This window comes from Nocardioides hwasunensis, from assembly GCF_014779665.1.
GTDB classification, from domain to species: domain Bacteria; phylum Actinomycetota; class Actinomycetes; order Propionibacteriales; family Nocardioidaceae; genus Nocardioides; species Nocardioides hwasunensis.
Genome location: NZ_JACXYY010000001.1, coordinates 772,771 through 798,308 on the forward strand (window position 1 = coordinate 772,771; position 25,538 = coordinate 798,308).

25 protein-coding genes are annotated in these 25,538 nt (G+C 72.0%); 20 read left to right on the top strand and 5 right to left on the bottom strand.

Going from position 1 to position 25,538, the window contains the following annotated elements; translation table 11 throughout:
- Positions 1 to 3 precede the first annotated feature (3 nt).
- From IEZ25_RS03885 to IEZ25_RS03900, 4 genes are read right to left on the bottom strand one after another with little or no spacing between them, the layout of a single operon-like run.
- Positions 4 to 909 (bottom strand): aldose 1-epimerase family protein, encoded by a 906-nt coding sequence (locus IEZ25_RS03885; protein ID WP_191198041.1) that lies wholly within the window; start codon positions 907 to 909, stop codon positions 4 to 6.
- A gap of 39 nt (positions 910 to 948) precedes the next feature.
- Positions 949 to 1,503, bottom strand: a complete 555-nt coding sequence (locus IEZ25_RS03890) for a uridine kinase family protein (protein ID WP_191198042.1) — start codon at positions 1,501 to 1,503, stop codon at positions 949 to 951.
- A 10-nt stretch (positions 1,504 to 1,513) separates the two neighbouring features.
- Positions 1,514 to 2,731 carry an amino acid deaminase/aldolase gene (locus IEZ25_RS03895; RefSeq protein WP_318152021.1) on the bottom strand — a complete coding sequence of 406 codons (1,218 nt, stop codon included), beginning with the start codon at positions 2,729 to 2,731 and terminating at the stop codon, positions 1,514 to 1,516.
- Positions 2,728 to 3,219, bottom strand: coding sequence for a cellulose synthase (locus tag IEZ25_RS03900; protein WP_191198143.1), 492 nt, complete (start codon positions 3,217 to 3,219; stop codon positions 2,728 to 2,730). Before IEZ25_RS03900 ends, IEZ25_RS03895 begins: the two co-directional genes overlap by 4 nt.
- A 46-nt stretch (positions 3,220 to 3,265) precedes the next feature.
- Between IEZ25_RS03900 and IEZ25_RS03905 the strand changes: the two genes are divergently transcribed.
- From IEZ25_RS03905 to pheT, 11 genes are all read left to right on the top strand, one after another.
- Positions 3,266 to 3,814, top strand: coding sequence for an SseB family protein (locus IEZ25_RS03905; RefSeq protein WP_318152022.1), 549 nt, complete (start codon positions 3,266 to 3,268; stop codon positions 3,812 to 3,814).
- A gap of 316 nt (positions 3,815 to 4,130) precedes the next feature.
- Entirely contained in the window at positions 4,131 to 4,814 is a 684-nt protein-coding gene (gene infC, locus IEZ25_RS03910; protein ID WP_344056932.1) for a translation initiation factor IF-3, read from the top strand.
- Positions 4,815 to 4,950: 136 nt separating this feature from the next.
- Positions 4,951 to 5,163: a large ribosomal subunit protein bL35 gene (locus tag IEZ25_RS03915; protein WP_090971167.1), complete on the top strand. Its 213-nt coding sequence runs from the start codon at positions 4,951 to 4,953 to the stop codon at positions 5,161 to 5,163.
- Positions 5,164 to 5,231: 68 nt separating this feature from the next.
- Positions 5,232 to 5,618, top strand: coding sequence for a 50S ribosomal protein L20 (gene rplT, locus IEZ25_RS03920; RefSeq protein ID WP_129402084.1), 387 nt, complete (start codon positions 5,232 to 5,234; stop codon positions 5,616 to 5,618).
- Positions 5,615 to 6,412 (top strand): TrmH family RNA methyltransferase, encoded by a 798-nt coding sequence (locus tag IEZ25_RS03925; RefSeq protein ID WP_191198141.1) that lies wholly within the window; start codon positions 5,615 to 5,617, stop codon positions 6,410 to 6,412. The genes rplT and IEZ25_RS03925 overlap by 4 nt, the downstream gene beginning before the upstream one ends.
- Positions 6,413 to 6,419: 7 nt before the next feature.
- Entirely contained in the window at positions 6,420 to 6,686 is a 267-nt protein-coding gene (locus tag IEZ25_RS03930; RefSeq protein ID WP_191198044.1) for a DUF4031 domain-containing protein, read from the top strand.
- Between the two features lie 10 nt (positions 6,687 to 6,696).
- A complete protein-coding gene (locus IEZ25_RS03935) occupies positions 6,697 to 7,770 on the top strand; it encodes a PAS domain-containing sensor histidine kinase (protein ID WP_318152023.1) in 1,074 nt (357 codons plus the stop codon).
- 66 nt (positions 7,771 to 7,836) lie between these two features.
- Positions 7,837 to 8,568 carry a response regulator transcription factor gene (locus IEZ25_RS03940; protein WP_191198045.1) on the top strand — a complete coding sequence of 244 codons (732 nt, stop codon included), beginning with the start codon at positions 7,837 to 7,839 and terminating at the stop codon, positions 8,566 to 8,568.
- The gene (locus IEZ25_RS03945; RefSeq protein ID WP_191198046.1) at positions 8,565 to 11,183 is read left to right on the top strand and encodes a DUF4153 domain-containing protein; all 2,619 of its coding nucleotides are present in this window, start codon (positions 8,565 to 8,567) and stop codon (positions 11,181 to 11,183) included. The genes IEZ25_RS03940 and IEZ25_RS03945 overlap by 4 nt, the downstream gene beginning before the upstream one ends.
- 156 nt (positions 11,184 to 11,339) lie before the next feature.
- A complete protein-coding gene (gene pheS / locus IEZ25_RS03950) occupies positions 11,340 to 12,437 on the top strand; it encodes a phenylalanine--tRNA ligase subunit alpha (RefSeq protein WP_191198047.1) in 1,098 nt (365 codons plus the stop codon).
- 15 nt (positions 12,438 to 12,452) lie between these two features.
- Positions 12,453 to 14,939 (top strand): phenylalanine--tRNA ligase subunit beta, encoded by a 2,487-nt coding sequence (gene pheT / locus IEZ25_RS03955; protein WP_191198048.1) that lies wholly within the window; start codon positions 12,453 to 12,455, stop codon positions 14,937 to 14,939.
- A 68-nt stretch (positions 14,940 to 15,007) separates the two neighbouring features.
- On the opposite strand, the gene IEZ25_RS03960 is transcribed toward pheT, so the two are convergent.
- Positions 15,008 to 15,823 carry a maleylpyruvate isomerase family mycothiol-dependent enzyme gene (locus IEZ25_RS03960; protein WP_191198049.1) on the bottom strand — a complete coding sequence of 272 codons (816 nt, stop codon included), beginning with the start codon at positions 15,821 to 15,823 and terminating at the stop codon, positions 15,008 to 15,010.
- Between the two features lie 92 nt (positions 15,824 to 15,915).
- Here IEZ25_RS03960 and argC point away from each other — a divergent pair, with 92 nt between their 5' ends.
- From argC to IEZ25_RS04005, 9 genes are read left to right on the top strand one after another with little or no spacing between them, the layout of a single operon-like run.
- Positions 15,916 to 16,944, top strand: coding sequence for an N-acetyl-gamma-glutamyl-phosphate reductase (gene argC / locus IEZ25_RS03965; protein ID WP_191198050.1), 1,029 nt, complete (start codon positions 15,916 to 15,918; stop codon positions 16,942 to 16,944).
- Positions 16,941 to 18,092, top strand: a complete 1,152-nt coding sequence (gene argJ / locus IEZ25_RS03970) for a bifunctional glutamate N-acetyltransferase/amino-acid acetyltransferase ArgJ (protein WP_191198051.1) — start codon at positions 16,941 to 16,943, stop codon at positions 18,090 to 18,092. The genes argC and argJ overlap by 4 nt, the downstream gene beginning before the upstream one ends.
- On the top strand, positions 18,089 to 19,042 hold the full coding sequence (gene argB / locus IEZ25_RS03975; RefSeq protein ID WP_191198052.1) for an acetylglutamate kinase: 954 nt from the start codon (positions 18,089 to 18,091) through the stop codon (positions 19,040 to 19,042). Before argJ ends, argB begins: the two co-directional genes overlap by 4 nt.
- Complete coding sequence (locus IEZ25_RS03980; RefSeq protein WP_191198053.1) at positions 19,039 to 20,235, top strand: acetylornithine transaminase; 1,197 nt, start codon at positions 19,039 to 19,041, stop codon at positions 20,233 to 20,235. The genes argB and IEZ25_RS03980 overlap by 4 nt, the downstream gene beginning before the upstream one ends.
- Positions 20,232 to 21,155, top strand: coding sequence for an ornithine carbamoyltransferase (gene argF, locus IEZ25_RS03985; protein WP_191198054.1), 924 nt, complete (start codon positions 20,232 to 20,234; stop codon positions 21,153 to 21,155). Before IEZ25_RS03980 ends, argF begins: the two co-directional genes overlap by 4 nt.
- Positions 21,156 to 21,183: 28 nt before the next feature.
- Positions 21,184 to 21,741 carry an arginine repressor gene (locus tag IEZ25_RS03990; RefSeq protein WP_191198055.1) on the top strand — a complete coding sequence of 186 codons (558 nt, stop codon included), beginning with the start codon at positions 21,184 to 21,186 and terminating at the stop codon, positions 21,739 to 21,741.
- On the top strand, positions 21,738 to 23,195 hold the full coding sequence (gene argG, locus IEZ25_RS03995; RefSeq protein ID WP_191198056.1) for an argininosuccinate synthase: 1,458 nt from the start codon (positions 21,738 to 21,740) through the stop codon (positions 23,193 to 23,195). Before IEZ25_RS03990 ends, argG begins: the two co-directional genes overlap by 4 nt.
- Entirely contained in the window at positions 23,195 to 24,631 is a 1,437-nt protein-coding gene (argH, locus tag IEZ25_RS04000; RefSeq protein WP_191198057.1) for an argininosuccinate lyase, read from the top strand. Before argG ends, argH begins: the two co-directional genes overlap by 1 nt.
- On the top strand, positions 24,615 to 25,181 hold the full coding sequence (locus IEZ25_RS04005; RefSeq protein WP_191198058.1) for a DNA-3-methyladenine glycosylase: 567 nt from the start codon (positions 24,615 to 24,617) through the stop codon (positions 25,179 to 25,181). Before argH ends, IEZ25_RS04005 begins: the two co-directional genes overlap by 17 nt.
- Positions 25,182 to 25,538: the final 357 nt, after the last annotated feature.

Sequence of the window (25,538 nt, forward strand, 5' to 3'; positions counted from 1 at the left end):
GCGTCAGACCGCGTGGATGCCCCACGACACCGACAGCTCGTCGCCGCGGGTGCCCGCCGGAGCGAGCGTGACCAGGTCGGTGCCGGAGTTGAACGCGTCCGCCGGCGCGGTCATCGGCTCGACCGCGAGCGCGGGGCGCGGGCCGTCCGACGGTGCGGTGTAGAGCTGGAGCCAGCGGTGGTGGCCGTCCACCCACAGCGCGACGCCGTCACCGCTCGCCGGGTCGAGCAGGGTCACCGTCGCCCGCCCGTCCTCGTGGTCGAGGCCGCCCCAGCAGTCGTCGAGGACGGTGTCGCCGATCCGGCGCGGTGAGGTGAAGTCGTACGGCCCCGCGACGGGCTCGACACCGGCGGGGAGCTGGCGCTCGTCGAGCTGCACCCGGTGGTGCGCGGGCACGTGGAGCTCGAGGTCCTCGATGGCGTCGCCCACGCACAGGTAGGGGTGCGCCCCGCTGGCGTACGGCGCCGGGTCGGGGGACAGGTTGGTGGCGGTCTGGGTGACGACGAGCCCGTCGGCCGACAGGTCGTAGAGGACGTGCAGGTCGAGGGCCCACGGGTAGCCGGTCTGCGCCAGCACCCGGCACACCAGCGACACCGAGGTGTCGGTGTGCTCCTCCACGGTCCACGACGCCCACCGGACCAGCCCGTGGGAGGCGTTGCCCGTGCCCGGGTCGGTGAGACCGAGCTGCAGGTCGCGTCCCTCGAACGAGTAGCGACCGTCGCGGATCCGGTTCGGCCACGGCATCAGCAGCTGCCCCCGTCCGCCGCTCGACATCTCGTCCTCGCCGAAGCCACGCACCAGGTCGCGACCCTGGCACGTCAGGCGGCGCAGCGCGGCGCCGCCCTCGGTCACCACGGCGGAGTAGCCCGCGGCCGAGATCTCGTACTGGTCGCCGCTCGGATGCACCATGGACGCCACACTAGACAAGGAACCGGGCGGGGAGCGGCGTCAGTCGGTCGACACCACGAGGTCCGCGTGCTCCCGGGTCCTGAGCCGCTCGAAGAGCTCGCCCTCGTCGACGCGCCACTGGAGCCAGTGGCCTCGCATCTCCTCTCCGTCGCGCTCGATGCCGCGGGTCAGGCGGAGGTCGGGGTCGGCCTCCACCCAGACGAGGTGGCCGACGAGGTCCGCGATCGCCGGTGACCAGCAGCCGACCCCCTCCAGCACCAGCAGGCCGCCGGGGTGCACGTGGTGCGTCTCCGCCCAGCCGTCGGCCAGCCAGTCCCACCGCCGCCACTCGCCGGGACCGCCGGCCGCCAGCGGGGTGAGGAGTGCCTCGACCGCCGCGGCGAGGCCGGGCAGGCCGCGCCACCCCTCGAGCAGCTCGTCGCAGTGCACGAGCTGCGTGTCGGGCACGACGTCGGCCAGGGCGCCGGCGAGCGTGGTCTTCCCGGAGCCGGCCGGGCCGTCGACGCACACGAGGCGTCCCCGGCCCAGCGTGGGCGGCGCGCCGAGCACGGCGGAGGCCACCTGCCGGGCGACCTCGCGGGGCTCGGCCGCCATCAGGCCGCCATCAGAAGGCGAGGTCGCAGCCGCGGTAGGACGGCACCACGTCGACGACCTCCTCGCCGCGGACGAGGTGCACGTCGCGGACGTGCTCGAAGAGCTCGCCGGACTTGGCGTGGCGGAACCAGACCAGGTCGCCGATGTCGAGCAGCGCGGCGGGGTGGCCGGTGAGCGGGGTCTGGACCTCGCCGGCTCCCTCGAGCCCGGTGAGGTGCAGCCCGGGCGGCGCCCACGGGACCGGCGACCGGTCCTCGCCGGTGGCGCCGCTCGCGATCAGCCCGCCGCCGTGGACGGTCGCGAGGGCGGGACTGGGCTTGCGGGTCACCCGCAGGCCGAAGTAGGCCGCGGGCCGGGGTTCGAAGGAGGCGTAGTGGTCGAAGATCCCCGGCACCAGCAGGCCGGAGCCGGCGGCGATCTCGGTGACCGCACCGTCCGCGGCCGTGGCCTGGACCGAGCCCGACCCGCCGCCGTTCCAGAACTCCAGCTCGGTGACGTCGGCCAACGCGTCGGCGATCTCGCGACGTCGCACCTCGAGCTGGGCCATCGACGCCTGCTTGAGGCGGCGTACGAGCAGGGACTTGGTGCGCTGGTCGGGGACGTCGTCCTGCACGCCGGCCACCTGGCCCTCGTAGGTCATGACGCCGACCAGCCGGAAGCCGTCGCGCTCGACGACCTTCCGGGCGAGCGCGACGATGTCGCCGGTGTCGAAGAGCGGGGAGCGCTTCGGGCCGATGTGCTGCCCGCCGACGCGGAGGCCGGCGTCGATGTCGAGGGCGATGCGGACGGATGCGCCCGGTGCGCGTCGGGTCTCGTCGACGACGTCGAGGTGGGCCGGATCGTCGATCATCAGCGTGATCGCGGCGGCCGCAGCGGGGGAGGAGGTCAGCCGTCGGAGCGCGACGGTGTCGACCGAGGGGTAGGCGACGACGATGTCGTCGCTGATCCCTGCGTCGTGCAGCCAGAGCGCCTCGGCCACGGTGTAGGCCAGCACACCGGCGAACCCGTCGTGCGCCAGGGCACGCTCGATCAGCCCCGGCACCCGCAGCGACTTCGAGGCCACGCGCACCGGCTTGCCGCCGGCTCGACGGACCAGGTCGTCGGCGTTGGCGTCGAACGCGTCGAGGTCGACAACCGCGATCGGGGTCGCCGGAGACTCGGGGAGCGTCGCGAGTGCAGCGTCCAGGCGCGACCACAGACGGTTGCGGTCGACGAGCTGGTCGCTCACTCGATGCCCCGCTTGCGCAGCAGCGCCTCGATGTCGGCCATGTCGTCGTCGATGGGTGAGCCGCCGCGTGCCCCGGACGAGCCCGCCTTCGGGAGGGACTCGCGCTGCTTGGCCGGCCTGGTGCGGTCGGCGCCACCTGCCGCGCCGCCGGCCGCTCCACCGGTCGATCCGCCCGCCTGGGCCCTGGCGAGCTGGCGGTCCCGCAGGAACCCGCTGATGACGAAGAGGACGACGGCGAGGCCGGCCAGGCCCACCCCCACCCAGGTGCGGACGTCGAAGACCAGGCTCGTCGCCCAGCTGGTCACCGCGCTCCCGATCTCGACGACCATCTCGAGGGTCCCGGTCAGCCAGGCGGCGGCCGGCAGGAGGGTGAAGCCGAGCGCGCGCAGTCCGTTGACGGCTCCGCGGCGGCGGAACGCGATCCACGTCCAGATGGCTCCGGCCACGGTGAGTGCGGCGGTCAGGGCGGCCCAGGTACTCGCTTCCACGGCCCCAGAGTCCCACAGCCGTCCACGCACCCGGGACAATGAGCACGTGCACCCCCCAGACTCCGCGGCAGACGGCGACCCCCTCGTCCGGACGATCCCCGACCCCGGGTTCGCCGACGACAGCGGTGCGGTCGAGCCGCGACTGGCACGTGCGCTGGCCGACCACGCGGCCGGCGCCACCTCGTCGGCCACCGTGCTCGCCGTCCTGCAGGACGCGCGCCTGCTCGTGCCGGTCGTCGCGGTCCTGGGCGAGGTCGAGGTGGACGCCCAGGGACTGGCGCACGACAAGTCCTCCGACATGGCGGCGGTGCTCGTCCAGGCCCCTGATGGCAGCACGGGTCTGCTGGCCTTCACCTCCACGGAGGCCATGGCGCTCTGGGATCCCGCGGCCCGTCCGGTGCCGGTGACCACCACGACGGCGGCCACTGCGGCGATCCAGGACGGCGCCGAGGCCCTGCTCGTCGACCTCGCCGGCCCGGCGACGTACGTCGTCGACGGCGAGGACCTCACCAGGCTCGCGACCGGGTGGCGGCTGGTCCAACTCGGGGAGCACGCAGCCGGCGGACACGGCTGGATTGGCCCGTCGGCGGAATGATCGGGTAACCTCCGATGTTGACCGATCAGTGGCACCACGACTCACGCCGAGTCGCGATGTCGCTGATCTCGCCAAGCGGAGGCACGCAGCACCCGTCTCCCACCCGCACCGATCGCCCTGCACCACAGATCGTCGGGTCCCGGTCGCAGTGACACAGACGTCGAGAGGCTCCTGTGGACACCGCAGTCTCCCCGCGAGGGGTGACGTGTGATGACTGGCTCCCGCTTGGCACCAGCGGGAGCCTTGTTCATTTCCGGCGCACACCAGCTCCGGGCCCGGCGGTCGGCTCCCATTCACCCGACTCACTGGAGGACCCATCAGCACCGAGCTGCGCATCAACGAGCGGATCCGCGTACCCGAGGTCCGGCTCGTCGGACCCAACGGCGAGACCGTTGGGATCGTGCCGACCGACCAGGCACTCAAGCTGGCCGTGGAGGCCGACCTCGACCTCGTCGAGATCGCTCCTCAGGGCCGCCCGCCGGTCTGCAAGCTCATGGACTACGGCAAGTTCAAGTACGAGAACGCCCAGAAGGCACGGGAGTCGCGTCGCAACCAGACGAACGTGATCATCAAGGAGATGAAGCTTCGTCCCAAGATCGACAAGCACGACTACGAGACCAAGAAGGGTCACGTCGTGCGGTTCCTGGGCGCGGGCGACAAGGTCAAGATCACGATCATGTTCCGTGGTCGCGAGCAGCACCGCCCCGAGCTGGGCTTCCGCCTGCTCCAGAAGCTGGCCGAGGACGTGCAGGAGCTCGGCTTCGTCGAGTCCTCGCCCAAGCAGGACGGCCGCAACATGACCATGGTCATCGGCCCGCACAAGAAGAAGGCCGACGCCAAGATCGACGCCGACGCCGCCCGCTCCGCCAAGGCCGAGGAGCGCGCCCAGCGTCAGGCCGAGGAGGACGCCGAGCGCGAGGCGGCGCACGCCGCCGGCCCGGTCGCCCAGAAGAAGGAGCGACGCCGCTCCGAGAACCTCGATCCTGAGATCGAGGCCTGAGCGAAGCGAAGGGCTCGATCGAGCACGTCGCGGCGAAGCCGTGACAGCCGCCCTCGCTGTGGCCACAGCGAGTCGCCCAGGTCCCGCCCAGATACCCAGACCCCCGAACCACGTACAAGGAAGTTGAGGCAGACACATGCCGAAGAACAAGACCCACTCGGGCGCGAAGAAGCGCTTCAAGGTGACCGGCTCGGGCAAGATCATGCGCCTGCAGGCCGGCCGCAAGTCCGGTGCTGCGTTCGCGTCGGCGCCGACCACGGGCAGCCGCAAGAAGCACCGCCGCAACGCCGGCATGGTCGAGCTCGAGAAGGGCGACGTCGCCCGCGCCAAGAAGATGCTCGGCATCTGAGCCTCACCCATCTCTGGTGGCCCAGCCGCCGTCCCGTCTGACTTCCCCCCGCACCAAGGAGTAACGCCATGGCACGCGTCAAGCGCGCAGTGAACGCCCAGAAGAAGCGTCGTACCACCCTCGAGCGCGCCGCCGGATACCGCGGCCAGCGCTCGCGGCTCTACCGCAAGGCCAAGGAGCAGGTCACCCACTCCCTGGTCTACAGCTACAACGACCGCCGCAAGAACAAGGGCAACTTCCGCAAGCTCTGGATCCAGCGCATCAACGCCGCTGCCCGCGCGAACGGCATGACCTACAACCGCTTCATCCAGGGCCTCGGCCTCGCCGGCATCGAGGTCGACCGCAAGATCCTCGCCGAGCTCGCCGTCAACGACGCCCCGGCCTTCGCCGCGCTCGTCGAGGCCGCCAAGGCCGCGCTGCCCGAGGACGTCAACGCGCCCAAGGTCTCCGCCTGAACGACGTGACGCCACTCGTCGCGAGCAACGCTCGCGTCAAGGAGGCTCGCAAGTTGAGCCGCCGCTCGGTACGCACCGAGCGGCGGCTCTTCCTCGCCGACGGCCCCAAGGCCGTCGAGGGGGCGCTGTCGATCGACGGCTGCGTGGTCGAGGTCTTCGCCACGCCTGCGGCATCCGACCAGTACGCCGACCTTCTGGCGGCCGCTGTCGTCCGCGTCGTCGACGAGCGTGCCCTCGCCTCGCTGTCGGACTCGGTCTCCCCGGCCGGGGTCGTGGCGCTGTGCCACCACATCGACGCACCGCTCGAGCACGTGGTCGCTGCCTCGCCGCGGCTGCTGGTCATCTGCGCCGACGTGCGCGACCCCGGAAATGCGGGCAACGTGATCCGGACGGCCGACGCTGCGGGGGCCGACGCGATCGTGCTCGCCGGACAGTCCGTCGACGCCTACAACCCCAAGACCGTGCGCAGCACGGTGGGCAGCCTGTTCCACCTGCCGTTCTCGGTCGAGCCCGACCCGGTTGCCGCGGTCCGCGCCGCCCAGGGTCGGGGCCTGACCGTCCTTGCCGCCGACGGAGCAGGGGACGTCGACCTGTTCGAGGCGGACCTCAGCGGCCCGACGGCCTGGCTCTTCGGCAACGAGGCGTGGGGCCTGCCCGAGGAGCTCGCGGTCCTGGCCGACCACCGGGTCGCGATCCCGATCCACGGGCGGGCCGAGAGCCTCAACCTCTCCACCGCCGCGGCGGTGTGCCTCTACGCCAGCGCCCGCGCGCAGCGCGCTCCCTCGCAGCGGTGATGCGGTCATGATCCTCATCGATCCACCAGCCGTGCCGAGGTGGGACCGGCTCTGGTCCCACCTCGCCAGCGACACGTCGTACGCCGAGCTGCACGCGTTCGCTGCCGCCCACGGCATCCCGCCGCGGGGCTGGGACCGCGACCACTACGACGTGCCCGCCGACCACTACGACGCGATGGTCGCCGCCGGGGCCGTCCCGGTGACCTCCCGCGAGCTGGTGGCAGCCCTGCGCGCCGCGGGGTTGCGTCGCCCGAAGGCGAGCACACGCGGCTAGGGTCGGGCGCGTGACGAAGGAGAGCCGGCGGGTCGACAGCGCACCCACCCGGCTGCGCTCGCTGGCCGACGCCTACCCCGACGGGATCCTGGGTGCGACCCGTGACGGGATCGTCACGATCCTCAACGCCCAGGGGGCTGCGCTGCTCGGCGTCGACGCCCACGTGGCGCTGGGGCTGCCCCTGCCCGAGGTGCTGCGGTTGCTGGACCAGGACGGCAAGACCTGGCTCGAGATGAACCGCCCCTTCGAGAGCATCTCGATCGTGCGCGGCGTGCCGGAGCAGTCGTGGCTCAACGCGTCGGGGGAGGAGGTGCTGACGACCGCCAAGCTGGTGCGCGAGGGCGAGCTCGGCCAGGTGCTCGGCATCGCCGTCGGTCTCCGGAGCGGACGTGGGCGGGCGCGCCTGGACCGCGAGCGCTCGGACCTCGTGGCCATGGTCGCCCACGAGCTCCGCTCGCCACTGACGGGAGTCAAGGGGTTCGTCCAGGCCCTGCTCAACCGCTGGGACAAGCTCACCGACGACCAGCGCAAGCTGATGCTCACCACCGTCAACGCCGACGCCGACCGACTCGCCCGGCTCATCGCCGAGCTGCTCGACGTGGCCCGCATCGACACCGACCGCCTCCAGCTCTACCCACGTGAGTCCTCGGCCGAGGTCCTGGTGCGCCGCGTCGTCGACTCGATCGAGGCGGGGACCTCGCGCGAGGTCGGGCTCGAGGTCGAGGACTCCCTCCCGGAGGTCTTCGCCGACCCGGACAAGTTCACCCAGGTCGTCACCAACCTCGTCGAGAACGCCATCCGCCACGGCCAGGGTCACGTCAGCCTGACGCTCGCGCACTCTCCCAGCCTCGACGGCGTACGCCTGATGGTCGACGACGAGGGCGACGGGATCCCGGTCGAGCTCCGACGACGGGTGTTCACGAAGTTCTGGACCACCGGGGACGCCGGCGGCACCGGGCTGGGCATGTACATCGTCGGGGGCCTCGCCCGCGCCCACGGAGGCTGGGTCACCATCGACGACGCCCCGGGCGGCGGCGCGCGGGTGATGGTCGACTGGCCGCGCGAGGACCAGCGGCCGGACTGACTACCTCCACAGAACCTTCACGAGTCGTCCCCACATCCCGCGCAGCTCGCCTCCTAGGGTCGTGGCATGACGTCGACGAAGGCCCCCCGGCGAGCACTGGTGGTCGAGGACGAGCGCACCATCAACGACGCGCTCACCCAGCGGCTGCGGGCCGAGGGCTTCGACGTGGAGCAGGCCTTCGACGGGCCCACCGCCGTGGATCTGGCCGCGACGACGCGACCCGACGTCGTCCTGCTCGACGTGATGCTGCCCGGGTTCGACGGCCTCGAGGTGTGTCGACGCATCCAGGCGACCCGCCCGGTCCCGGTCCTGATGCTGACGGCCCGGGACGACGAGGCCGACGTGCTGGTCGGGCTGGGTGTCGGCGCCGACGACTACCTCACCAAGCCGTTCTCCCTGCGCGAGGTCGTCGCCCGTGTCGCCGCGCTGCTGCGTCGCGTCGACCGGGCCGCCGCTCTCGCGGACGAGCGCCCGGCCGTCATCGAGGTCGGCGCCCTGTCTATCGACCCCGGCACCCGGCGTACGACGGTCGCGGGCGAGAGCGTGCACCTCACCCCCACCGAGTTCGACCTGCTGCTCTGCCTGGCTCGCGCCGCGGGTCAGGTGCTCGCCCGCGAACGGCTGCTGCGCGAGGTGTGGGACTGGGGTGATGCCTGGGGGAGCGCCAGCGCCTCCCGGACGGTCGACAGCCACGTGAAGGCACTGCGGAGCAAGGTCGGAGGTGAGCGGATCCGGACCGTGCACGGGGTGGGCTACGCCCTCGAGGCCGTCGGACCCACCGGGCAGGGCCGGGCATGAGCACCCGGCTCGACACCGTCACCAGCCTCAAGGTCAAGCTCGGCCTCCTCGTCGCCGTGTCCGTCGTGGCTGCGGTCCTGCTCACGCTCCTCGGCTCCGCGGCCCACGTCCCGGCGCTCCTCGTGCTCCCGGTCAGCGTCGCGCTCGCCCTGGGGGTCACCCAGCTCCTGGCGGCCGGCATGGTCGCGCCACTGCGTCGGATGACCGAGGTGACGCGGGCGATGGCCCGTGGTGACTACACCGGCCGGGTACGCACGACCGCCACCGACGAGGTCGGGCAGCTCGCCGCCGCCTTCAACCGGATGGCCGAGGACCTCGCCACCGTCGACCGCGAGCGCCGGGACCTCATCGCCACCGTCTCGCACGAGCTGCGCACGCCACTCACCGCCATGACGGCACTCCTCGAGAACCTCGCCGACGGCGTGGTCCCCGCCGACCCCGACCACCTCCGTGCCGCGCTGGACCAGGCCGAGCGGCTCGGCCGGCTGGTCGACGACCTGCTGCAGCTCTCCCGCCTCGAGGCGGGCGTCGTGGAGCTCGACCGCCAGGACCTGGTCCTGCACGCCCTCGTCGAGGAGTCCGTCGGGCAGGTGGTCTCCGCCGGCCGGGCGGGGGAGTTCGACGTCGTGGTCGGCGAGGACCTCGTGGTGCCCGGCGATCCGGCCCGGATCAGGCAGCTGCTCGTCAACGTCCTGGACAACGCAGCACGGCACGCCCCCGCCGGCACGGCGGTGCGCATCACCGCCGGTGCGGGGGATCGTGGCTGGTGGCTCGAGGTCGCGGACGACGGCGGGGGAGTCGCCCCCGCCGACCGCGAGCGGGTCTTCGACCGTTTCGGCACCGACGGCGCCGGCGGCACCGGTCTCGGCCTCGCCGTAGCCCGGTGGGTCGCCCAGCTGCACGGCGGCACCCTGCGCTTCCTCGACCCGGCCGACGGCCAGGGCGCGCGACTGCGGCTGCAGGTCGACCACCCGACATCCACGTCCGCTCCCTCCTCCGTCCCAATCCCGTCGAGCACCCCGGAGCCCGGCATGACCACGACCGCAACAGGTCCCGACCGACCGTCCGCTCCCGACCCCGGCCCATCCACGACCGGCGGGCTCGACGCGCTCTTCGGCCGCTTCTGGCCCGATCGCGGAGTGCCCTCCGGGCTCCGCACGGTCGGTGCGTGCGCCGCTGCCGGTCTCGTGGCCGGTCTGGTGCTGTCCTTCACGGCCATCGGGATCACGTGGGCGCTCGTCGCGATCGTCTGCGGCGTGGCCGCGCTGGCGACCGCCCGTCGGCGCCGCGAGCCCTGGACCCTGCTCTGCGCCGGTCTGGCGCTGCTGCTCGTGCTGCCGACCGCCCTCCTCGACGCGTGGTGGGTCCAGTCGCTGGGCCTCGTCGCGGCGACGGCGGTCTTCCTGTGTGGCGTCACCGGCGCGCGCACCATGCCCGGGATCCTGCTGACCGGCGTCTCCTGGCCACTCGCCTCGCTGCGGGGGCTTCCGTGGTTCGGCCGGTCGCTCCGCCTCGCCGGGTCCGGCAGTCGCACGCCCGCCGTCGTCCGCACCGCTGCCTGGTCGTTGCTCGGGCTCGGGGTCTTCGGCACGATCTTCGCCAGCGCCAACCCCGTCTTCGGGTCGTGGGTCGACCAGCTCGTCCCCCACCTGACCTTCAACGACCTCGTGGGCCGGGCCTTCCTCGCGTGCTTCGTCTTCGCCGCGACCCTCGGGGCCGCCTACCTGGCGCTCAACCCCTCGGACGTCGAGGTGCTGGGTGGTCGACGCCCGGCCACGCTGACCAACCGGTTCGAGTGGCTCGTCCCCGTGCTCGTCGTCGACGCCGTGTTCATCGCCTTCATCGCCGCCCAGGCCCGCGCCCTGGTCGGGGGTCGTGACTACATCGAGGCCACCACCGGTCTGACGTACGCCGACTTCGTGCACCAGGGCTTCGGGCAGCTGACCCTCGCCACCGCGCTGACCGTGCTGGTGGTGTGGGTCGCGTCCCGACGAGCCGGCGACACCCGGACCGACCGTCGCTGGCTGCTCGGATCCGTCGGGCTGCTCTGTGGCCTGACGCTCCTCGTCGTGGCGTCGGCGCTGCGGGGCATGGCCGTCTACCAGGACGCCTACGGCTTCACCACGCTCCGGCTCTTCGTCGACGTCTTCGAGGGCTGGCTCGGGTTCGTGGTGCTCGCGATCATGGTCGCCGGCGTGGCCGGGCGCGGATCGTGGCTGCCGCGGATCGCTCTGGTGTCCGGCGCTGTCGCGCTCATCGGCCTGGCCGCGATCAACCCCGACGCCTGGGTCGCCGGACGCAACCTCGACCGCTACGAGGCCACCGGGAAGCTCGACCTCTCCTACCTGCAGGACCTCTCGGCAGACGCCACACCGGTCATCGCGGAGCGGCTGCCCGACGACGTGGCCCGCTGTGTCCTGGGCCTCGTCCCGTGGAACGACATGCGGCCCGAGACCCTCGACGACCCGCGCGCGTGGAACCTCGCCCGCAGCCGCGCCGAGGGCCCGCTGACCGCCCTCGGCCTGCTGCCGGCCCAGCCCGGGACGTCGTACGCCGCCGGGGAGACCCCGCCGGTCGACGAATGTGCTGGCGTGTGGGCGGCCATCGGGGAGTAGCATCGGCCGCGTGGACACGAGCTTGCGATTTCTGCGCCCCGGACCCGGGCCGGCGGGCAGCTGACGTCATCGGGTCCGGGGAGTCCCCGTCCGACCCGACGCTCATCCACTTCTAGACTCTGCGGCGACATCGGTAGCGCCGCGCGAAAGAGAGCCATGTCCGGCCCCAACACTGACTACGACCCTGTCGAAGTGACCCCGCTCAAGGCCGAGCAGGTCGAGGCGATGCGCGAGGCCGCGCTCGCCGCAATCGCCGACGCTCGAGACCTCGATGCCCTCAAGCAGGTCCGCCTCGACCACAACGGCGACCGGTCGCCGCTCGCGCTCGCCAACCGCGAGATCGGCGCGCTCCCGCCGCAGGCCCGCAAGGATGCCGGCCAGCGCGTCGGCCAGGCGCGCGGCGCGATCAACCAGGCCCTCGCCGCTCGGCAGGCCGTGCTCGAGGCCGAGCACGAGGAGCGGATGCTGGTCGAGGAGACCGTCGACGTCTCGCTGCCGACCACGCGTCGCCGCCGCGGGAGCCGTCATCCGCTGACGCTGCAGTCCGAGCTCATCGCCGACCTCTTCGTGGCCATGGGCTACGAGGTCGCCGAGGGCCCGGTCGTCGAGGCCGAGTGGCTCAACTTCGATGCCCTCAACCTCGGCCCGGACCACCCGGCACGCACGATGCAGGACACGTTCTGGACCGAGCCGGCCGAGGACCACCTCGTCCTGCGCACGCAGACCTCGCCGGTGCAGGCGCGCACGATGCTGACCCGCACGCCACCGATCTACGTCGTGTGTCCAGGTCGGGTGTTCCGCACCGACGAGTACGACGCCACGCACTCGCCGATGTTCCACCAGGTCGAGGGCCTCGTGGTCGACGAGGGCATCACGATGGCGCACCTCAAGGGCACGCTCGACCACTTCGCCTCGCAGCTGTTCGGCGACGGCATCACGACGCGCTTCCGCCCGTCCTACTTCCCCTTCACCGAGCCGTCGGCCGAGGTCGACGTGCTGTGCTTCGTGTGCCTCGGCGTCGACGCGGCCGCCTGCCGCACCTGTCGTGGGGAGGGGTGGATCGAGTGGGGTGGCTGCGGCGTCGTCAACCCGCGCGTGCTGGTCGCGTGCGGCGTCGACCCCGAGGTCTACAGCGGCTTCGCGTTCGGCATGGGGATCGACCGGTCGTTCATGTTCCGCCACGACCTGGGTGACCTGCGCCCGCTCTTCGAGGGCGACGTCCGGTTCAGCAGCGCCTTCGGCACCGAGATCTGAGAGGGGAGAACCGAGATGAAGGCATCCCTGTCCTGGATCCTGGACTACGTCGACGTGCCCGAGGGCACGACGACCGAGCACCTCACCGACCGACTCACCCTCACCGGGCTCAAGCTCGAGGCGATCGAGAGCCCAGGTCGCGAGATCACCGGTCCGCTGGTGATCGGTCGCGTGCTGACGATGGAGCCCGAGCCGCAGAAGAACGGCAAGACCATCAACTGGTGCACCGTCGACGTCGGTGACGCCAACGGCACCGGGGAGCCGCAGGGCATCGTCTGCGGTGCGCACAACTTCGAGCCCGGCGACCTCGTCGTCACGGTGCTGCCCGGTGGCGTGCTGCCCGGCGGCTTCGAGATCGGCGCCCGCAAGACCTACGGGCACATGTCCGCCGGCATGATCTGCTCGGCCCGCGAGCTCGGCCTCGGCGACGACCACGACGGCATCATCGTGCTGCCCGCCGACGCGGGGGAGCCCGGCCAGGACGCGCGCGCGGTCCTCGGCCTCGACGAGGAGACCATCGAGTTCGAGATCAACCCCGATCGGGCCTACGCGCTCTCCCTGCGCGGCATCGCCCGCGAGGTGCTGGTCTCGGTCGACGGTGCCAGCAACCTCCGCGACCCCGCCGTCCGTGACACCCCGGCAGCCAATGCCGACGGCCACCCGGTCGTGGTCGAGGACGCCGAGGGCTGCCCGGTCTTCGTGGCCCGCAAGGTCACCGGCTTCGACCCGACGGCCTCCACGCCTGACTTCATGGTCCGACGGATCACCGCCGCCGGGATGCGGCCGATCTCGCTCGCCGTCGACGTCACCAACTACGTCATGCTCGAGACCGGTCGCCCCATCCACGGCTACGACGCCGACAACCTCGAGGGCGCGATCGTCGTACGACGCGCGCGCGATGGCGAGACGCTGACCACCCTCGACGGCGCGAAGCGCGCGCTCGACCCGGCCGACCTGGTCGTCACCGATGACTCGGGGATCATCGGCCTCGGCGGCGTCATGGGCGGCGAGACGACCGAGATCTCGGGATCGACCACCTCGATCCTGGTCGAGGCCGCCCACTGGGACGCGGTGTCGATGTTCCGCACCGGGCGGCGCCACAAGATCACCTCCGAGGCCGGCAAGCGCAACGAGCGCGGGGTCGACCCGACGATCTGCGAGGCGGCGGCCGACCGCGTGGTCGAGCTCCTCGTGGAGCACGGCGGCGCTCAGGCCGACCCGGGAGTGACGGTCGTCGGCACGCCGCCGCAGATGCCCGTCGTCGAGGTCCCCGGAGACCTGGCCGAGCGGGTGTCGGGCATGCCGATCAGCGAGGAGCGCAGCATCGAGTGCCTGCGCGCCATCGGCTGCGAGGTCTCGGGCTCCGGCACCCTGTCGGTCACGCCGCCGCCGTGGCGGCCCGACCTCACCGACGCGCAGGACTTCTCCGAGGAGGTCGTGCGACTCGTCGGCTACGACCGGATCCCGTCAGTGCTCCCCACGCCCCCGTCGGGGCGCGGCCTCACCCGGGCGCAGCAGCTGCGTCGCCGGATCGGGCGCACGCTCGCCGGCGAGGGCTTCGTGGAGGTCGTCACCTTCCCGTTCGTCGGCACGACCGACCTCGACGACCTCGGCGTGCCTGCCGACGACCCGCGTCGCGACCTGCTGCAGCTCTCCAACCCGCTGAGCGCCGAGGCGGCATACCTGACCACGACCCTGCTTCCCGGCGTGCTCCGCGCGGCCGGCAAGAACGTCGGTCACGGCAACGCCGACGTGGCCATCTTCGAGACCGGGACGGTCACGCTGCCGCGCCACGCCGGTCCGGCCGCCATCCTGCCGGTCGACCGTCGGCCCACGGAGGAGGAGTTCGCGGCGCTCGACGCCGCGCTGCCCGCCCAGCCGTTCCACCTGGCCGTGGTCGCGGCCGGCGACGCCGTCGCAGGTGGCTGGTGGGGCGAGGCCCGACCGGTCGAGTGGGCGGATGCCGTCGAGGCGGTCCGCGCCGTGGCGGCTGCTCTCGGGCTGGACGTGTCCGCCTCCGCGGTCGAGCTGGCGCCCTGGCACCCCGGCCGGTGTGCGGAGCTCTCCGTCGAGGGTCAGGTCATCGGCCACGCCGGCGAGGTGCACCCCAGCGTGTGCCAGTCCTTCGGCCTGCCGAAGCGCACCGTGGCGGCCGAGGTCGACCTCGACGTCCTCATCGAGCGGTCGGTCCACCTGCGCCGGGCGCCCGCGTTCTCGTCGTACCCGGTCGCCAAGGAGGACGTCGCCCTCGTGGTCGACTCCTCCGTGGCCGCCGCCGACGTCGAGGCGGCCCTCCGCGAGGGTGCCGGCGAGCTGCTCGAGTCGGTCCGGCTCTTCGACGTCTTCACCGGCGAGCAGGTCGGCGAGGGCCGCAAGTCCCTCGCTTACGCCCTGCGCTTCCGCGCCGCCGACCGGACGCTGAAGGAGGGCGAGGCGGCCACCGCCCGCGACGCGGCGATCGCCCTGGCGGCCGAGCGGACCGGCGCGGTCCAGCGCGCCTGATCCAGCCCCACGACGCCGACACGGGGCGTTGAGTCTCCCGGAGACTCAACGCCCAGTGTCGGCTCCCGTCAGTTGATCGGCGAGCCCACGATCGCCCGGAACCGTTCCAGCACGTCCGGGTCGCCCGCCACCGCGATCCCCGCCTCGTCGGAGCGGTCCCAGAGCCAGAGGTCGAGGTCAGCGGCGGTCCCGTCGACGACCACGTCGGGCTCGAGGTCAGTGTCCTCCGGCGCGGCCACCACGTGGAAGTCCTCCTCGCCGGCGTACGACGTCCCGCTGTCGGGGTCGGTGCCGGAGAACGTGCCGAACCGCAACCAGAACGAGTCGCCCGTGTCGGTGACGTCCACCCGCACCAGCGACGCACCCGGCTCCCACGCTCCCCACGGCGGGCAGCCGCCGTACATGACGTCGAGGCACTCGTGGACCCCGTCGGAGGCGAGCGTCGCGTCGAGCTCGCCGGCCACCCCGGCCGTCTGCTCGGCATCGACGCGATGGACCAGCGCCTCGTGGGCCTGTCGTCGCAGGATGAAGCCGACCGTGTGGTCGTCGGACCAGCTCCACGCCTCCTCAGCCGGGTCGGCCGCCGCCAGGGCGGACGACAACGACGCCGACCACTCGTCGTAGGTCGCCAGCATCCCGTCGTAGGTCTCCGGGCGCGACAGGTAGCGCTCCTCGGGCTGCGCAGGTCGCCCATCGAGCACCTCGGTCCACCAGCGCTGCACGGTGGCCAGGTGCCACAGCAGGTCGGCGGCGCTCCAGTCGGGGCAGGCGGGCACGCGTGCCTCGGGATCGCACGAGGCGAGCACCTCGCGAAACCGGAGCGACTCGGAGCGGAGGTGGGAACGGTAGGCGTCGGCGGACAGGCGTGCCGGAAGTGGGGTCACTCCTGCACCGTAGGTGAGGCGACCGCCGCGCCGCCTCCCGGTTCTCCGACCCCGCTGTGTCGAGACATGCAGAGCAATGTATAGTCATGCATATGTCCGTCTCAGTCGCCGTCGCCGGAGCCAGCGGGTACGCCGGGGGCGAGGTGCTCCGCCTCCTGCTCGGTCACCCCGAGGTCGAGATCGGCGCCCTGACCGCCGGCTCGAACGCCGGCGAGCGGCTGGGCGCGCTCCAGCCGCACCTGCTGCCGCTGGCCGACCGGGTCCTCGCCGACACCACGGTAGACACCCTGTCGGGCCACGACGTCGTCTTCCTCGGGCTCCCGCACGGCCAGTCGGCCGCGATCGCACGGGCGCTCGGCGACGACACCGTCGTGATCGACTGCGGCGCGGACTTCCGGCTCACGGACCCGGGGGAGTGGCAGGCGTTCTACGGCGGTGAGCACGCGGGCTCCTGGCCCTACGGCCTGCCCGAGCTGCCCGGCCAGCGCGACCAGCTCCGCGCAGCGCGTCGGATCGCGGTGCCTGGCTGCTACCCGACCGTCTCCACCCTCGCGATCGTGCCCGCCGTCACGGCCGGGCTCGTCGAGCCCGACGTCACCGTCGTGGCCGCGTCAGGCACGAGCGGAGCGGGCAAGGCCGCCAAGCCGCACCTGCTCGGCAGCGAGGTGATGGGCAACGCCAGCGCCTACGGCGTCGGCGGCACGCACCGGCACACCCCCGAGATCGTCCAGAACCTGAGCGGCGTCCATGGCTCAGCTGTCCGCGTCGGCTTCACGCCGCTGCTGGTGCCGATGTCGCGCGGCATCCTCGCGACGGTGCAGGCGCCGCTCCTCGACGGCATCACCGCCGCGGACGTCCGCGCCGCCTACACGACGGCGTACGCCGACGAGCCCTTCGTGCACCTGCTGCCCGAGGGCCAGTGGCCGCAGACCCAGTCCGTCCTCGGCTCCAACGCCGTGCAGGTGCAGGTCACCGTCGACGAGCGCGTACGACGACTGGTGGCGGTGGCCGTGGTCGACAACCTGGCCAAGGGCACCGCCGGAGCAGCCGTCCAGTGCATGAACCTCGCCCTGGGCCTCGACGAGGCCGCCGGGCTCTCCACGATCGGAATCGCCCCATGAGTGTCACCCATCCCAGCGGCTTCACCGCCGCCGGCGTCGCGGCCGGACTGAAGTCCAGCGGCGCCAAGGACCTCGCCCTGGTGGTCAACCAGGGCCCCACCCACGACTCCGCCACCGTCTTCACCGCCAACCGCTGCAAGGCCAACCCGGTCCTCTGGAGCCAGGAGGTCGTCAAGGACGGCACGGTGAAGGCGGTCGTCCTCAACTCCGGCGGTGCCAACTGCTACACCGGACCCGACGGCTTCCAGACCACCCACGCCGTCGCCGAGAAGGTCGCCGACGGCCTGGGCATCGGTGCGATCGACGTCGTCGTCTGCTCCACCGGGCTCATCGGCCTGGCCAACGACCGCGACCAGCTGCTCGGCGGTGTCGAGCAGGCCACGGCCGAGCTGGCCGAGGACGGCGGTCCCAGCGCTGCCGAGGCGATCATGACCACCGACTCGGTCAGCAAGAACGTCGTGGTCGAGGGCGCCGGCTGGTCCATCGGAGGGATGGCGAAGGGCGCGGGAATGCTCGCGCCCCAGCTGGCCACGATGCTGGTCGTCATCACCACCGATGCCGTCGTCCCCTCCGCCGAGCTCGACGCCGCGCTGCGTGCCGCGACGCGCGTCAGCTTCGACCGGCTCGACTCCGACGGCTGCATGTCCACCAACGACACCGTCACCGTCATGGCGAGCGGCGCCAGCGGCATCACGCCGACGCCGGAGGACTTCACCGCGGCGCTCACCCAGGCCTGCACCGACCTGGCCATGCAGCTGCTCAAGGATGCCGAGGGCGCCGACCACGAGATCGCCATCACCACGCTGCACGCGGCGTCGGAGGACGAGGCCGTCGAGGTCGGCCGCAGCGTCGCGCGCAGCAACCTGTTCAAGGCCGCGATCTTCGGACAGGACCCCAACTGGGGTCGCGTCCTCGCCTCGATCGGCACCACGCAGGCCCAGTTCGACCCGGCCGACCTCGACGTCGCGATGAACGGTGTCTGGGTCTGCAAGCAGTCCACGCCGGCGGAGGACCCTGCAGGTGTCGACCTCGCCGGCCGCGAGGTCAGCGTGACCATCGACCTCAAGTCCGGCGACGCCCGCGCGACCGTCTGGACCAACGACCTGACCCACGCCTACGTCCACGAGAACAGCGCCTACAGCTCATGAGCGAGACGATCAGCACCGAGACCGACCTGAACCCGAGCCGCCCCGACCCGGCCAAGGCGCGCACCCTCGCGGCGGCCCTGCCGTGGCTCAAGCGCTATCACGGCCAGACCATCGTGGTGAAGTACGGCGGCAACGCCATGACCGACGAGTCGCTCAAGGTCGCCTTCGCCGAGGACATCGCCTTCCTGCGCTTCGCCGGGTTCAAGCCCGTCGTCGTGCATGGCGGCGGCCCGCAGATCTCCCGGATGCTCGACAAGCTCGGCATCGAGTCGGAGTTCCGCGGTGGCCTGCGGGTCACCACCCCCGAGGCGATGGACGTCGTCCGGATGGTGCTCGTCGGCCAGGTCCAGCGCGAGCTCGTCGGCCTGATCAACCAGCACGGTGCGCTGGCGGTCGGTCTGTCCGGCGAGGACGCCGGGCTGTTCACGGCCCGCGCCATCAACACCGTGGTCGACGGCGAGGAGGTCGACCTCGGCCTGGTCGGCGAGGTCGCGCACGTGCGGCCCGAGGCCGTGCTCGACCTGATCGAGGCCGGTCGCGTGCCAGTCGTCAGCTCGGTCGCACCCGACGTCGAGGGTCGGGTCCACAACGTCAACGCCGACACGGCCGCCTCGTCGCTGGCGGTGGCGCTCGGGGCCGAGAAGCTCATGGTCCTCACCGACGTCGAGGGTCTCTACCGCGACTACGGCAACTCCGACGACCTCATCCAGGAGATCAGTCCGGAGGCGCTCGGTGACATGCTCCCGAGCCTCGACGCGGGGATGATCCCGAAGATGCGCGCCTGCTACGAGGCGGTGGTCGGGGGAGTGCCGCGCGCCACCGTCGTCGACGGCCGCGAGCCCCACGCGGTGCTCCTCGAGATCTTCACCGACGAGGGAGTCGGCACCCAGGTGCTGCCCGGCGCCACCACCAAGCTGCGCAAGCCGTACCCGAAGGAGGACCAGTCATGAGCGAGCAGATCCAGCAGCGCTACGCCGGCGCGGTCATGAACACCTTCGGCCCCCCCGCGCTCGCGCTCGTGCGCGGCCAGGGTGCCCACGTGTGGGACGCCGACGGCAAGGAGTACGTCGACCTGCTCGGCGGCATCGCCGTGAACGCGCTCGGCCACGCGCACCCCGCGCTCGTCGACGCGGTCACCACCCAGCTCCAGACGCTGGGTCACGTCTCGAACTTCTTCGCCACGGAGCCGCAGGTGGCCCTCGCGGAGGAGCTCGTCGGCCTGCTGGGATGGGGCGACGAGGCGCGGGTCTTCTTCAGCAACTCCGGCGCCGAGGCCAACGAGGCCGCCCTCAAGCTCACCCGGCGCACCGGCCGCACCCGGGTCGTCGCTGCCGAGGGCTCCTTCCACGGTCGCACCATGGGTGCCCTGTCCCTGACCTCCAAGGCGGCCTACCGCGAGCCGTTCGCGCCGCTGCCGGGCGAGGTCGCCTTCGTGCCCTACGACGACGTGGCCGCGCTCGACTCAGCCGTCGACGACACCGTCGCCGCGATCGTGCTCGAGCCGATCCAGGGTGAGGCGGGCGTCGTCGTGCCGTCGGCCGACTACCTCGCCGCCGCCCAGCGCATCGCCCACGACCACGGCGCACTGCTGTGGCTCGACGAGGTGCAGACGGGCATCGCCCGCACCGGCGCCTGGTTCGCCCACCAGCTCCTCGACGGCGTGCAGCCCGATGTCATCACCCTCGCCAAGGGCCTCGGCGGCGGCATCCCGATCGGTGCCACCGTCGCCCGTGGCAAGGCGGCCACGCTGCTCCAGCCGGGCAACCACGGGACCACCTTCGGTGGCAACCCGGTGGCGTCGGCGGCCGCGCTCGCCGTCCTCCGCACCATCGAGGCCGAGGGTCTGCTCACGGCGACGCTCGAGCGTGGCGACCAGCTCGCGGCCCTCCTGGCCAAGCAGACCGGCGTCCTCGAGGTCACCGGCTCCGGCCTGATGCGAGGTGCCGAGCTCGACGGGCCGTACGCCGCCCAAGCGGTGGCCTCCGGCCGCGACGCCGGGTTCATCCTCAACGCCACCGGTCCCTCGCGCCTGCGGTTCGTCCCGCCGCTCGTCCTCACGAGCGACGACCTCGACGCGCTCGACGAGGCCCTGCCCACCATCCTCGACACCGCTCGCGCCGCAGCACAGGAGACGACCCCATGACCCGCCACTTCCTCCGCGACGACGACCTCTCGCCCGCGGAGCTGATCGAGGTGCTCGACCTCGCCGATGCGATGAAGGCTGCGCCGTTCGACCACAAGCCTCTGGCCGGTCCGCACACCGTGGCACTCGTCTTCGACCGGCCGACCCTCCGCACGCAGGTGTCCTTCGCGGCCGGCATCGCCGAGCTCGGCGGGAACCCGATGACCGTCGACGGCGGCTTGGCCGCCATGGGCAAGCGTGAGGGCGTCGAGGACGTCGCCCGGATCCTGGGTCGCCAGGCCTCCGCGATCGTGTGGCGCACCGCCCACCAGAGCGACGTCGACACCATGGCCGACCACGCCGGCGTACCCGTCCTCAACGCCCTCACCGACGAGTTCCACCCCTGCCAGCTGCTCGCCGACCTCCAGACCGTGCGCGAGCACAAGGGGCGTCTCGCCGGCGTCCGCGTCGCGTTCGTCGGCGACGGCGCGTGCAACATGGGCAACTCGTGGGTGCTGGCCGGAGCCTCGGCCGGGATGCACGTCGTCGTCGGCGCCCCCGAGGGCTTCACCCCGGACGCCGACGTCGTCGCGCGGGCCGTCGGGATCGCGCAGGAGACCGGTGGCTCTATCCAGCTGAGCGTCGACCCGCTCGAGGCGGTCAAGGGCGCCGACGTCGTGGTCACCGACTCGTGGGTCAGCATGGGGCGCGAGGAGGAGTCGGCCGACCGGCTGCGCATCTTCCCGCCCTACGGCGTCACCGACGAGCTCCTCGCCCACGCCGAGCCCGACGCGATCGTCATGCACTGCCTGCCGGCCTACCGCGGCAAGGAGATCTCCGAGTCCGTCATCGAGGGACCGCAGTCGGTCGTGTGGGACGAGGCCGAGAACCGTCGGCACGCGCAGAAGGCCGTGCTCACCTGGCTCCTGGAACGCTCATGAGCACTCCACGACGCCGAGGGGACCCCGCATGACGGCCGTGACACCCCTGACGAAGAGCGCCCGGCACCAGCGGATCATCGACCTCGTCACGACCCACCCGGTCCGCTCGCAGACCGAGCTCGCCGACCTCCTCGACGGCCACGGCGTCCGGGTCACCCAGGCCACGCTGAGCCGTGACCTCGTCGAGCTCGACGCGGTCAAGGTGCGCAGCGCTGACGGCGCCCTCGTGTACGCCGTCCCTGGGGAGGGCGGCGACCGCTCGGTCTCCGGGCCACGTGACAGCGCTGCCGGTCGCGACCGGCTCGCACGGCTCTGCTCCGAGCTCCTCGTCAGCGCCGAGGCCAGCGCCAACCTGGTGGTCCTGCGCACGCCCCCTGGCGCGGCGCAGTTCCTGGCCAGCGCCTTCGACAAGGCCGACCTCCCGGAGATCCTCGGCACGATCGCCGGCGATGACACCCTGCTCGTCATCGGCCGCGACCCGCGCGGGGGCGACGCCCTCGCCGAGCGCTTCCTCGACCTGGCCAACGACCCCCACCACTCCTCAGCGGCATCCACCCCTCAGCACTCTGCAAAGGACACACCGTGAGCAAGGTCCTCACCTCCCTCCCCGTCGGCGAGCGCGTCGGCATCGCCTTCTCCGGCGGCCTCGACACCTCGGTCGCCGTCGCCTGGATGCGCGACAAGGGTGCGGTGCCGTGCACCTACACCGCAGACATCGGCCAGTACGACGAGCCCGACATCTCCGGAGTGCCGTCCCGCGCCCTGCAGTACGGCGCCGAGCTGGCCCGCGCGGTCGACTGCAAGACCCAGCTCGTCGAGGAGGGTCTGGCTGCCCTGGCCTGCGGCGCGTTCCACATCCGCTCGGGCAGCCGGATCTACTTCAACACCACCCCGCTGGGTCGTGCCGTCACCGGCACGATGCTGGTCCGCGCGATGCACGAGGACGGCGTCAACATCTGGGGTGACGGCTCGACCTTCAAGGGCAACGACATCGAGCGGTTCTACCGCTACGGCCTGCTCGCCAACCCCGACCTGCGCATCTACAAGCCCTGGCTCGACGCCGACTTCGTCACCGAGCTCGGCGGGCGTCACGAGATGAGCGCCTGGCTCACCGAGCACGGGCTGCCCTACCGCGACAGCCAGGAGAAGGCGTACTCCACCGATGCCAACATCTGGGGCGCCACCCACGAGGCCAAGACCCTCGAGCACCTCGACGTCTCGCTGGAGACCGTCGACCCGATCATGGGCGTGAAGTTCTGGGACCCCTCGGTCGCCATCGAGACCGAGGACGTCACGATCCGCTTCGACCAGGGACGGCCCGTCGCGATCAACGGACGGGTGTACGACGACGCGGTCGCGCTGGTCCACGAGGCCAACGTCATCGGCGGCCGCCACGGTCTCGGCATGTCCGACCAGATCGAGAACCGCATCATCGAGGCCAAGTCCCGCGGCATCTACGAGGCGCCGGCCATGGCGCTGCTGTTCATCGCCTACGAGCGGCTCGTCAACGCCATCCACAACGAGGACACCGTCGCGCAGTACCACAACGAGGGCCGCAAGCTCGGCCGGCTGCTCTACGAGGGCCGGTGGCTCGACCCCCAGGCGCTGATGATCCGCGAGTCCATCCAGCGCTGGATCGCCTCCCTCGTGACCGGTGAGGTGACGCTGCGGCTGCGCCGCGGCGAGGACTACTCGATCCTCGCCACCAGCGGTCCGGCGTTCTCCTACCACCCCGACAAGCTCTCGATGGAGCGCACCGACAACGCCGCCTTCGGCCCGACCGACCGCATCGGCCAGCTGACCATGCGCAACCTCGACATCGCCGACTCGCGCGCCAAGCTCGAGCTCTACGCCTCCCAGCCACTCGACCAGGGCCAGGTGCTCGTCGAGAACGGCACCCTCTACGGTGCCATCGAGGCCGGCGGCTTCGACCGCATCACCGACACCGGCGCCGGCCCCTCGCCGGCCCTGGAGGGTGGCGACGAGCACTACGACGAGACGGCGCTCGAGAGCGCGGCGATGGAGTTCGGGACCGACTGATGGCAGACCCCACGGCAGGCGCAGGCACCACCAACGAGGGCTCGCTCTGGGGCGGCCGCTTCAGCAGCGGACCGTCGCCCGAGCTCCAGGCGCTCTCGAGGTCGACGCACTTCGACTGGCAGCTCACGCCGTACGACCTCGCCGGCTCGCGCGCGCACGCCAACGCGCTGCACCGGGCCGGGCTGCTGACCGACGGCGACCACGCCGAGCTGCTGCGCGGGCTGTCGGTCCTGGGGGAGCGGTACGCCGCCGACGACCTGCTCGCCGCCGAGTCCGACGAGGACGTCCACGGCGCGCTCGAGCGGCTGCTGCTCGAGGAGGTCGGGCCCGAGGTCGGCGGACGGCTGCGCGCCGGACGCTCGCGCAACGACCAGGTGGCGACGCTGTTCCGGGCCTACCTGCGGGACCACGCCCGCACCATCGCCGGACTCGTGCTCGACCTCGTGGACGTGCTCGAGCACCAGGCCGCCGCTCACCTCGACGTCATCATGCCCGGGCGCACGCACCTGCAGCACGCCCAGCCGGTCCTGCTCTCGCACCACCTGCTCGCCCACGCGTGGCCGCTGGTGCGAGACGTCGAGCGGCTGCGCGACTGGGACGTCCGGGTCGCGAGCGACTCGCCCTACGGCTCCGGTGCGCTCGCCGGCCAGACTCTCGGGCTCGACCCCGAGGCCGTCGCGGCCGAGCTCGGCTTCTCCGGCTCGTCGGCCAACTCGATCGACGGCACTGCCTCACGGGACTTCGCCGCCGAGTTCGCGTTCGTCACCGCCCAGATCGGCGTCGATCTCTCCCGGCTCGCGGAGGAGGTCATCCTCTGGACGACCCGTGAGTTCGACTTCGCGAAGCTGCACGACTCCTGGTCGACCGGGTCGAGCATCATGCCGCAGAAGAAGAACCCCGACATCGCCGAGCTAGCGCGCGGCAAGTCGGGTCGGCTGATCGGCAACCTGGCCGGCCTCATGGCCACGCTCAAGGGCCTGCCGCTCGCCTACAACCGGGACCTGCAGGAGGACAAGGAGCCGCTCTTCGACTCCGTGCAGACGCTCGAGGTGCTGCTGCCCGCGGTGAGCGGGATGGTCGCGACGCTGACGTTCAACGGTCCCCGGATGACAGACCTCGCACCGCAGGGCTTCTCGCTCGCGACCGACGTCGCGGAGTGGCTCGTGCGAGAAGGAGTGCCGTTCCGCGACGCCCACGAGCTCGCCGGAGCCTGCGTACGCCGCTGCGAGGAGCTCGGCTGCGACCTGCCGGACCTGACCGATGAGCAGCTGGCGGAGATCTCGCCTGCGCTGACGTCCGAGGTGCGCGCGGTGCTCACCGTCGAGGGCTCGGTGTCCTCACGCTCGGGTCGCGGTGGCACCGCGCCGGACCGGGTGCGCGAGCAGCTCGACGAGCTCCGGGCCGCCGGCGCCGGGCACCGTGACCGCCTGGGCTGAGGGCGACCCGCTGGAGGTCGCACCGCGCCTGCTGGGGGCCGTGCTGACCCATGGGGGAGTCGCGGTGCGCCTCACCGAGGTGGAGGCGTACGCCGGTCCCGACGACCCGGGCTCCCACGCGTTCCGAGGCCGTACGCCGCGCAACTCGGTGATGTTCGGTCCGCCGGGCTGTCTCTACGTCTACTTCGTCTACGGCATGCACCACTGCGCGAACCTCGTCACCGGACCCGATGGTGAGCCGGGAGCGGTGCTGCTCCGGGCCGGCGAGGTGGTGGGCGGTCTGGACCTCGCGCGCGTACGCCGCCCCGGCAGCCCGGACCGCGACCTCGCCCGGGGCCCGGCGCGGTTGTGCCGGGCGCTCGGCATCGACCTGGCCGAGAACGGGACCCGCGTGGCAGTGGTGGCGGCAGCGGACCAGCCCACCTTCAGCACCGGTCCGCGGGTGGGGCTGCGGCACGCGGCCGAGCGTCCGTGGCGCTTCTGGATCACCGACGATCCGACGGTCAGCACGTACCGCCCTGCGTCGCCGAGACCGTCGACAGGCCGCTGACCTGCGACGATGCGTGAACGGGACCCCCGGTTTTGCGTGCTCGCCGGGGTGTGGTTAATGTTCTCTCTGTCGCCGCAAGCGGCGCCGCTCCCTGGCCAGAAGGCCGGATGGAACGGAGACCAGCTGCGACCACCACCGAGCGTCGGACTTCGAGTTTGACTCAGGGGAACACGCCCGGTAAGTTTCTGCAGGTTGCCCCGCGACCGGAGCCAGCTTCGCTGGCGAGGATCGGGTGCGTCTGATTTTTGAGAACTCAACAGTGTGTTTGATTAGTCGACGAATTAGTTTGTTTTGCCCCGTTGACGTCAACGTGTGTCTGGCCTGGTGCATCTTTGTGGTGTGGGGGTTGGGTTTGTT

What these genes read in the sequence shown, in the direction of transcription:
- IEZ25_RS03885 (WP_191198041.1), bottom strand. Translation starts at nt 909, where the DNA reads ATGGTGCATCCGAGCGGCGACCAGTACGAGATCTCGGCCGCGGGCTAC.
- IEZ25_RS03890 (WP_191198042.1), bottom strand. Translation starts at nt 1,503, where the DNA reads ATGGCGGCCGAGCCCCGCGAGGTCGCCCGGCAGGTGGCCTCCGCCGTG.
- IEZ25_RS03915 (WP_090971167.1), top strand. Translation starts at nt 4,951, where the DNA reads ATGCCGAAGAACAAGACCCACTCGGGCGCGAAGAAGCGCTTCAAGGTG.
- rplT (WP_129402084.1), top strand. Translation starts at nt 5,232, where the DNA reads ATGGCACGCGTCAAGCGCGCAGTGAACGCCCAGAAGAAGCGTCGTACC.
- IEZ25_RS03930 (WP_191198044.1), top strand. Translation starts at nt 6,420, where the DNA reads ATGATCCTCATCGATCCACCAGCCGTGCCGAGGTGGGACCGGCTCTGG.
- IEZ25_RS03940 (WP_191198045.1), top strand. Translation starts at nt 7,837, where the DNA reads ATGACGTCGACGAAGGCCCCCCGGCGAGCACTGGTGGTCGAGGACGAG.
- IEZ25_RS03945 (WP_191198046.1), top strand. Translation starts at nt 8,565, where the DNA reads ATGAGCACCCGGCTCGACACCGTCACCAGCCTCAAGGTCAAGCTCGGC.
- pheS (WP_191198047.1), top strand. Translation starts at nt 11,340, where the DNA reads ATGTCCGGCCCCAACACTGACTACGACCCTGTCGAAGTGACCCCGCTC.
- pheT (WP_191198048.1), top strand. Translation starts at nt 12,453, where the DNA reads ATGAAGGCATCCCTGTCCTGGATCCTGGACTACGTCGACGTGCCCGAG.
- argC (WP_191198050.1), top strand. Translation starts at nt 15,916, where the DNA reads ATGTCCGTCTCAGTCGCCGTCGCCGGAGCCAGCGGGTACGCCGGGGGC.
- argJ (WP_191198051.1), top strand. Translation starts at nt 16,941, where the DNA reads ATGAGTGTCACCCATCCCAGCGGCTTCACCGCCGCCGGCGTCGCGGCC.
- argB (WP_191198052.1), top strand. Translation starts at nt 18,089, where the DNA reads ATGAGCGAGACGATCAGCACCGAGACCGACCTGAACCCGAGCCGCCCC.
- IEZ25_RS03980 (WP_191198053.1), top strand. Translation starts at nt 19,039, where the DNA reads ATGAGCGAGCAGATCCAGCAGCGCTACGCCGGCGCGGTCATGAACACC.
- argF (WP_191198054.1), top strand. Translation starts at nt 20,232, where the DNA reads ATGACCCGCCACTTCCTCCGCGACGACGACCTCTCGCCCGCGGAGCTG.
- IEZ25_RS03990 (WP_191198055.1), top strand. Translation starts at nt 21,184, where the DNA reads ATGACGGCCGTGACACCCCTGACGAAGAGCGCCCGGCACCAGCGGATC.
- argH (WP_191198057.1), top strand. Translation starts at nt 23,195, where the DNA reads ATGGCAGACCCCACGGCAGGCGCAGGCACCACCAACGAGGGCTCGCTC.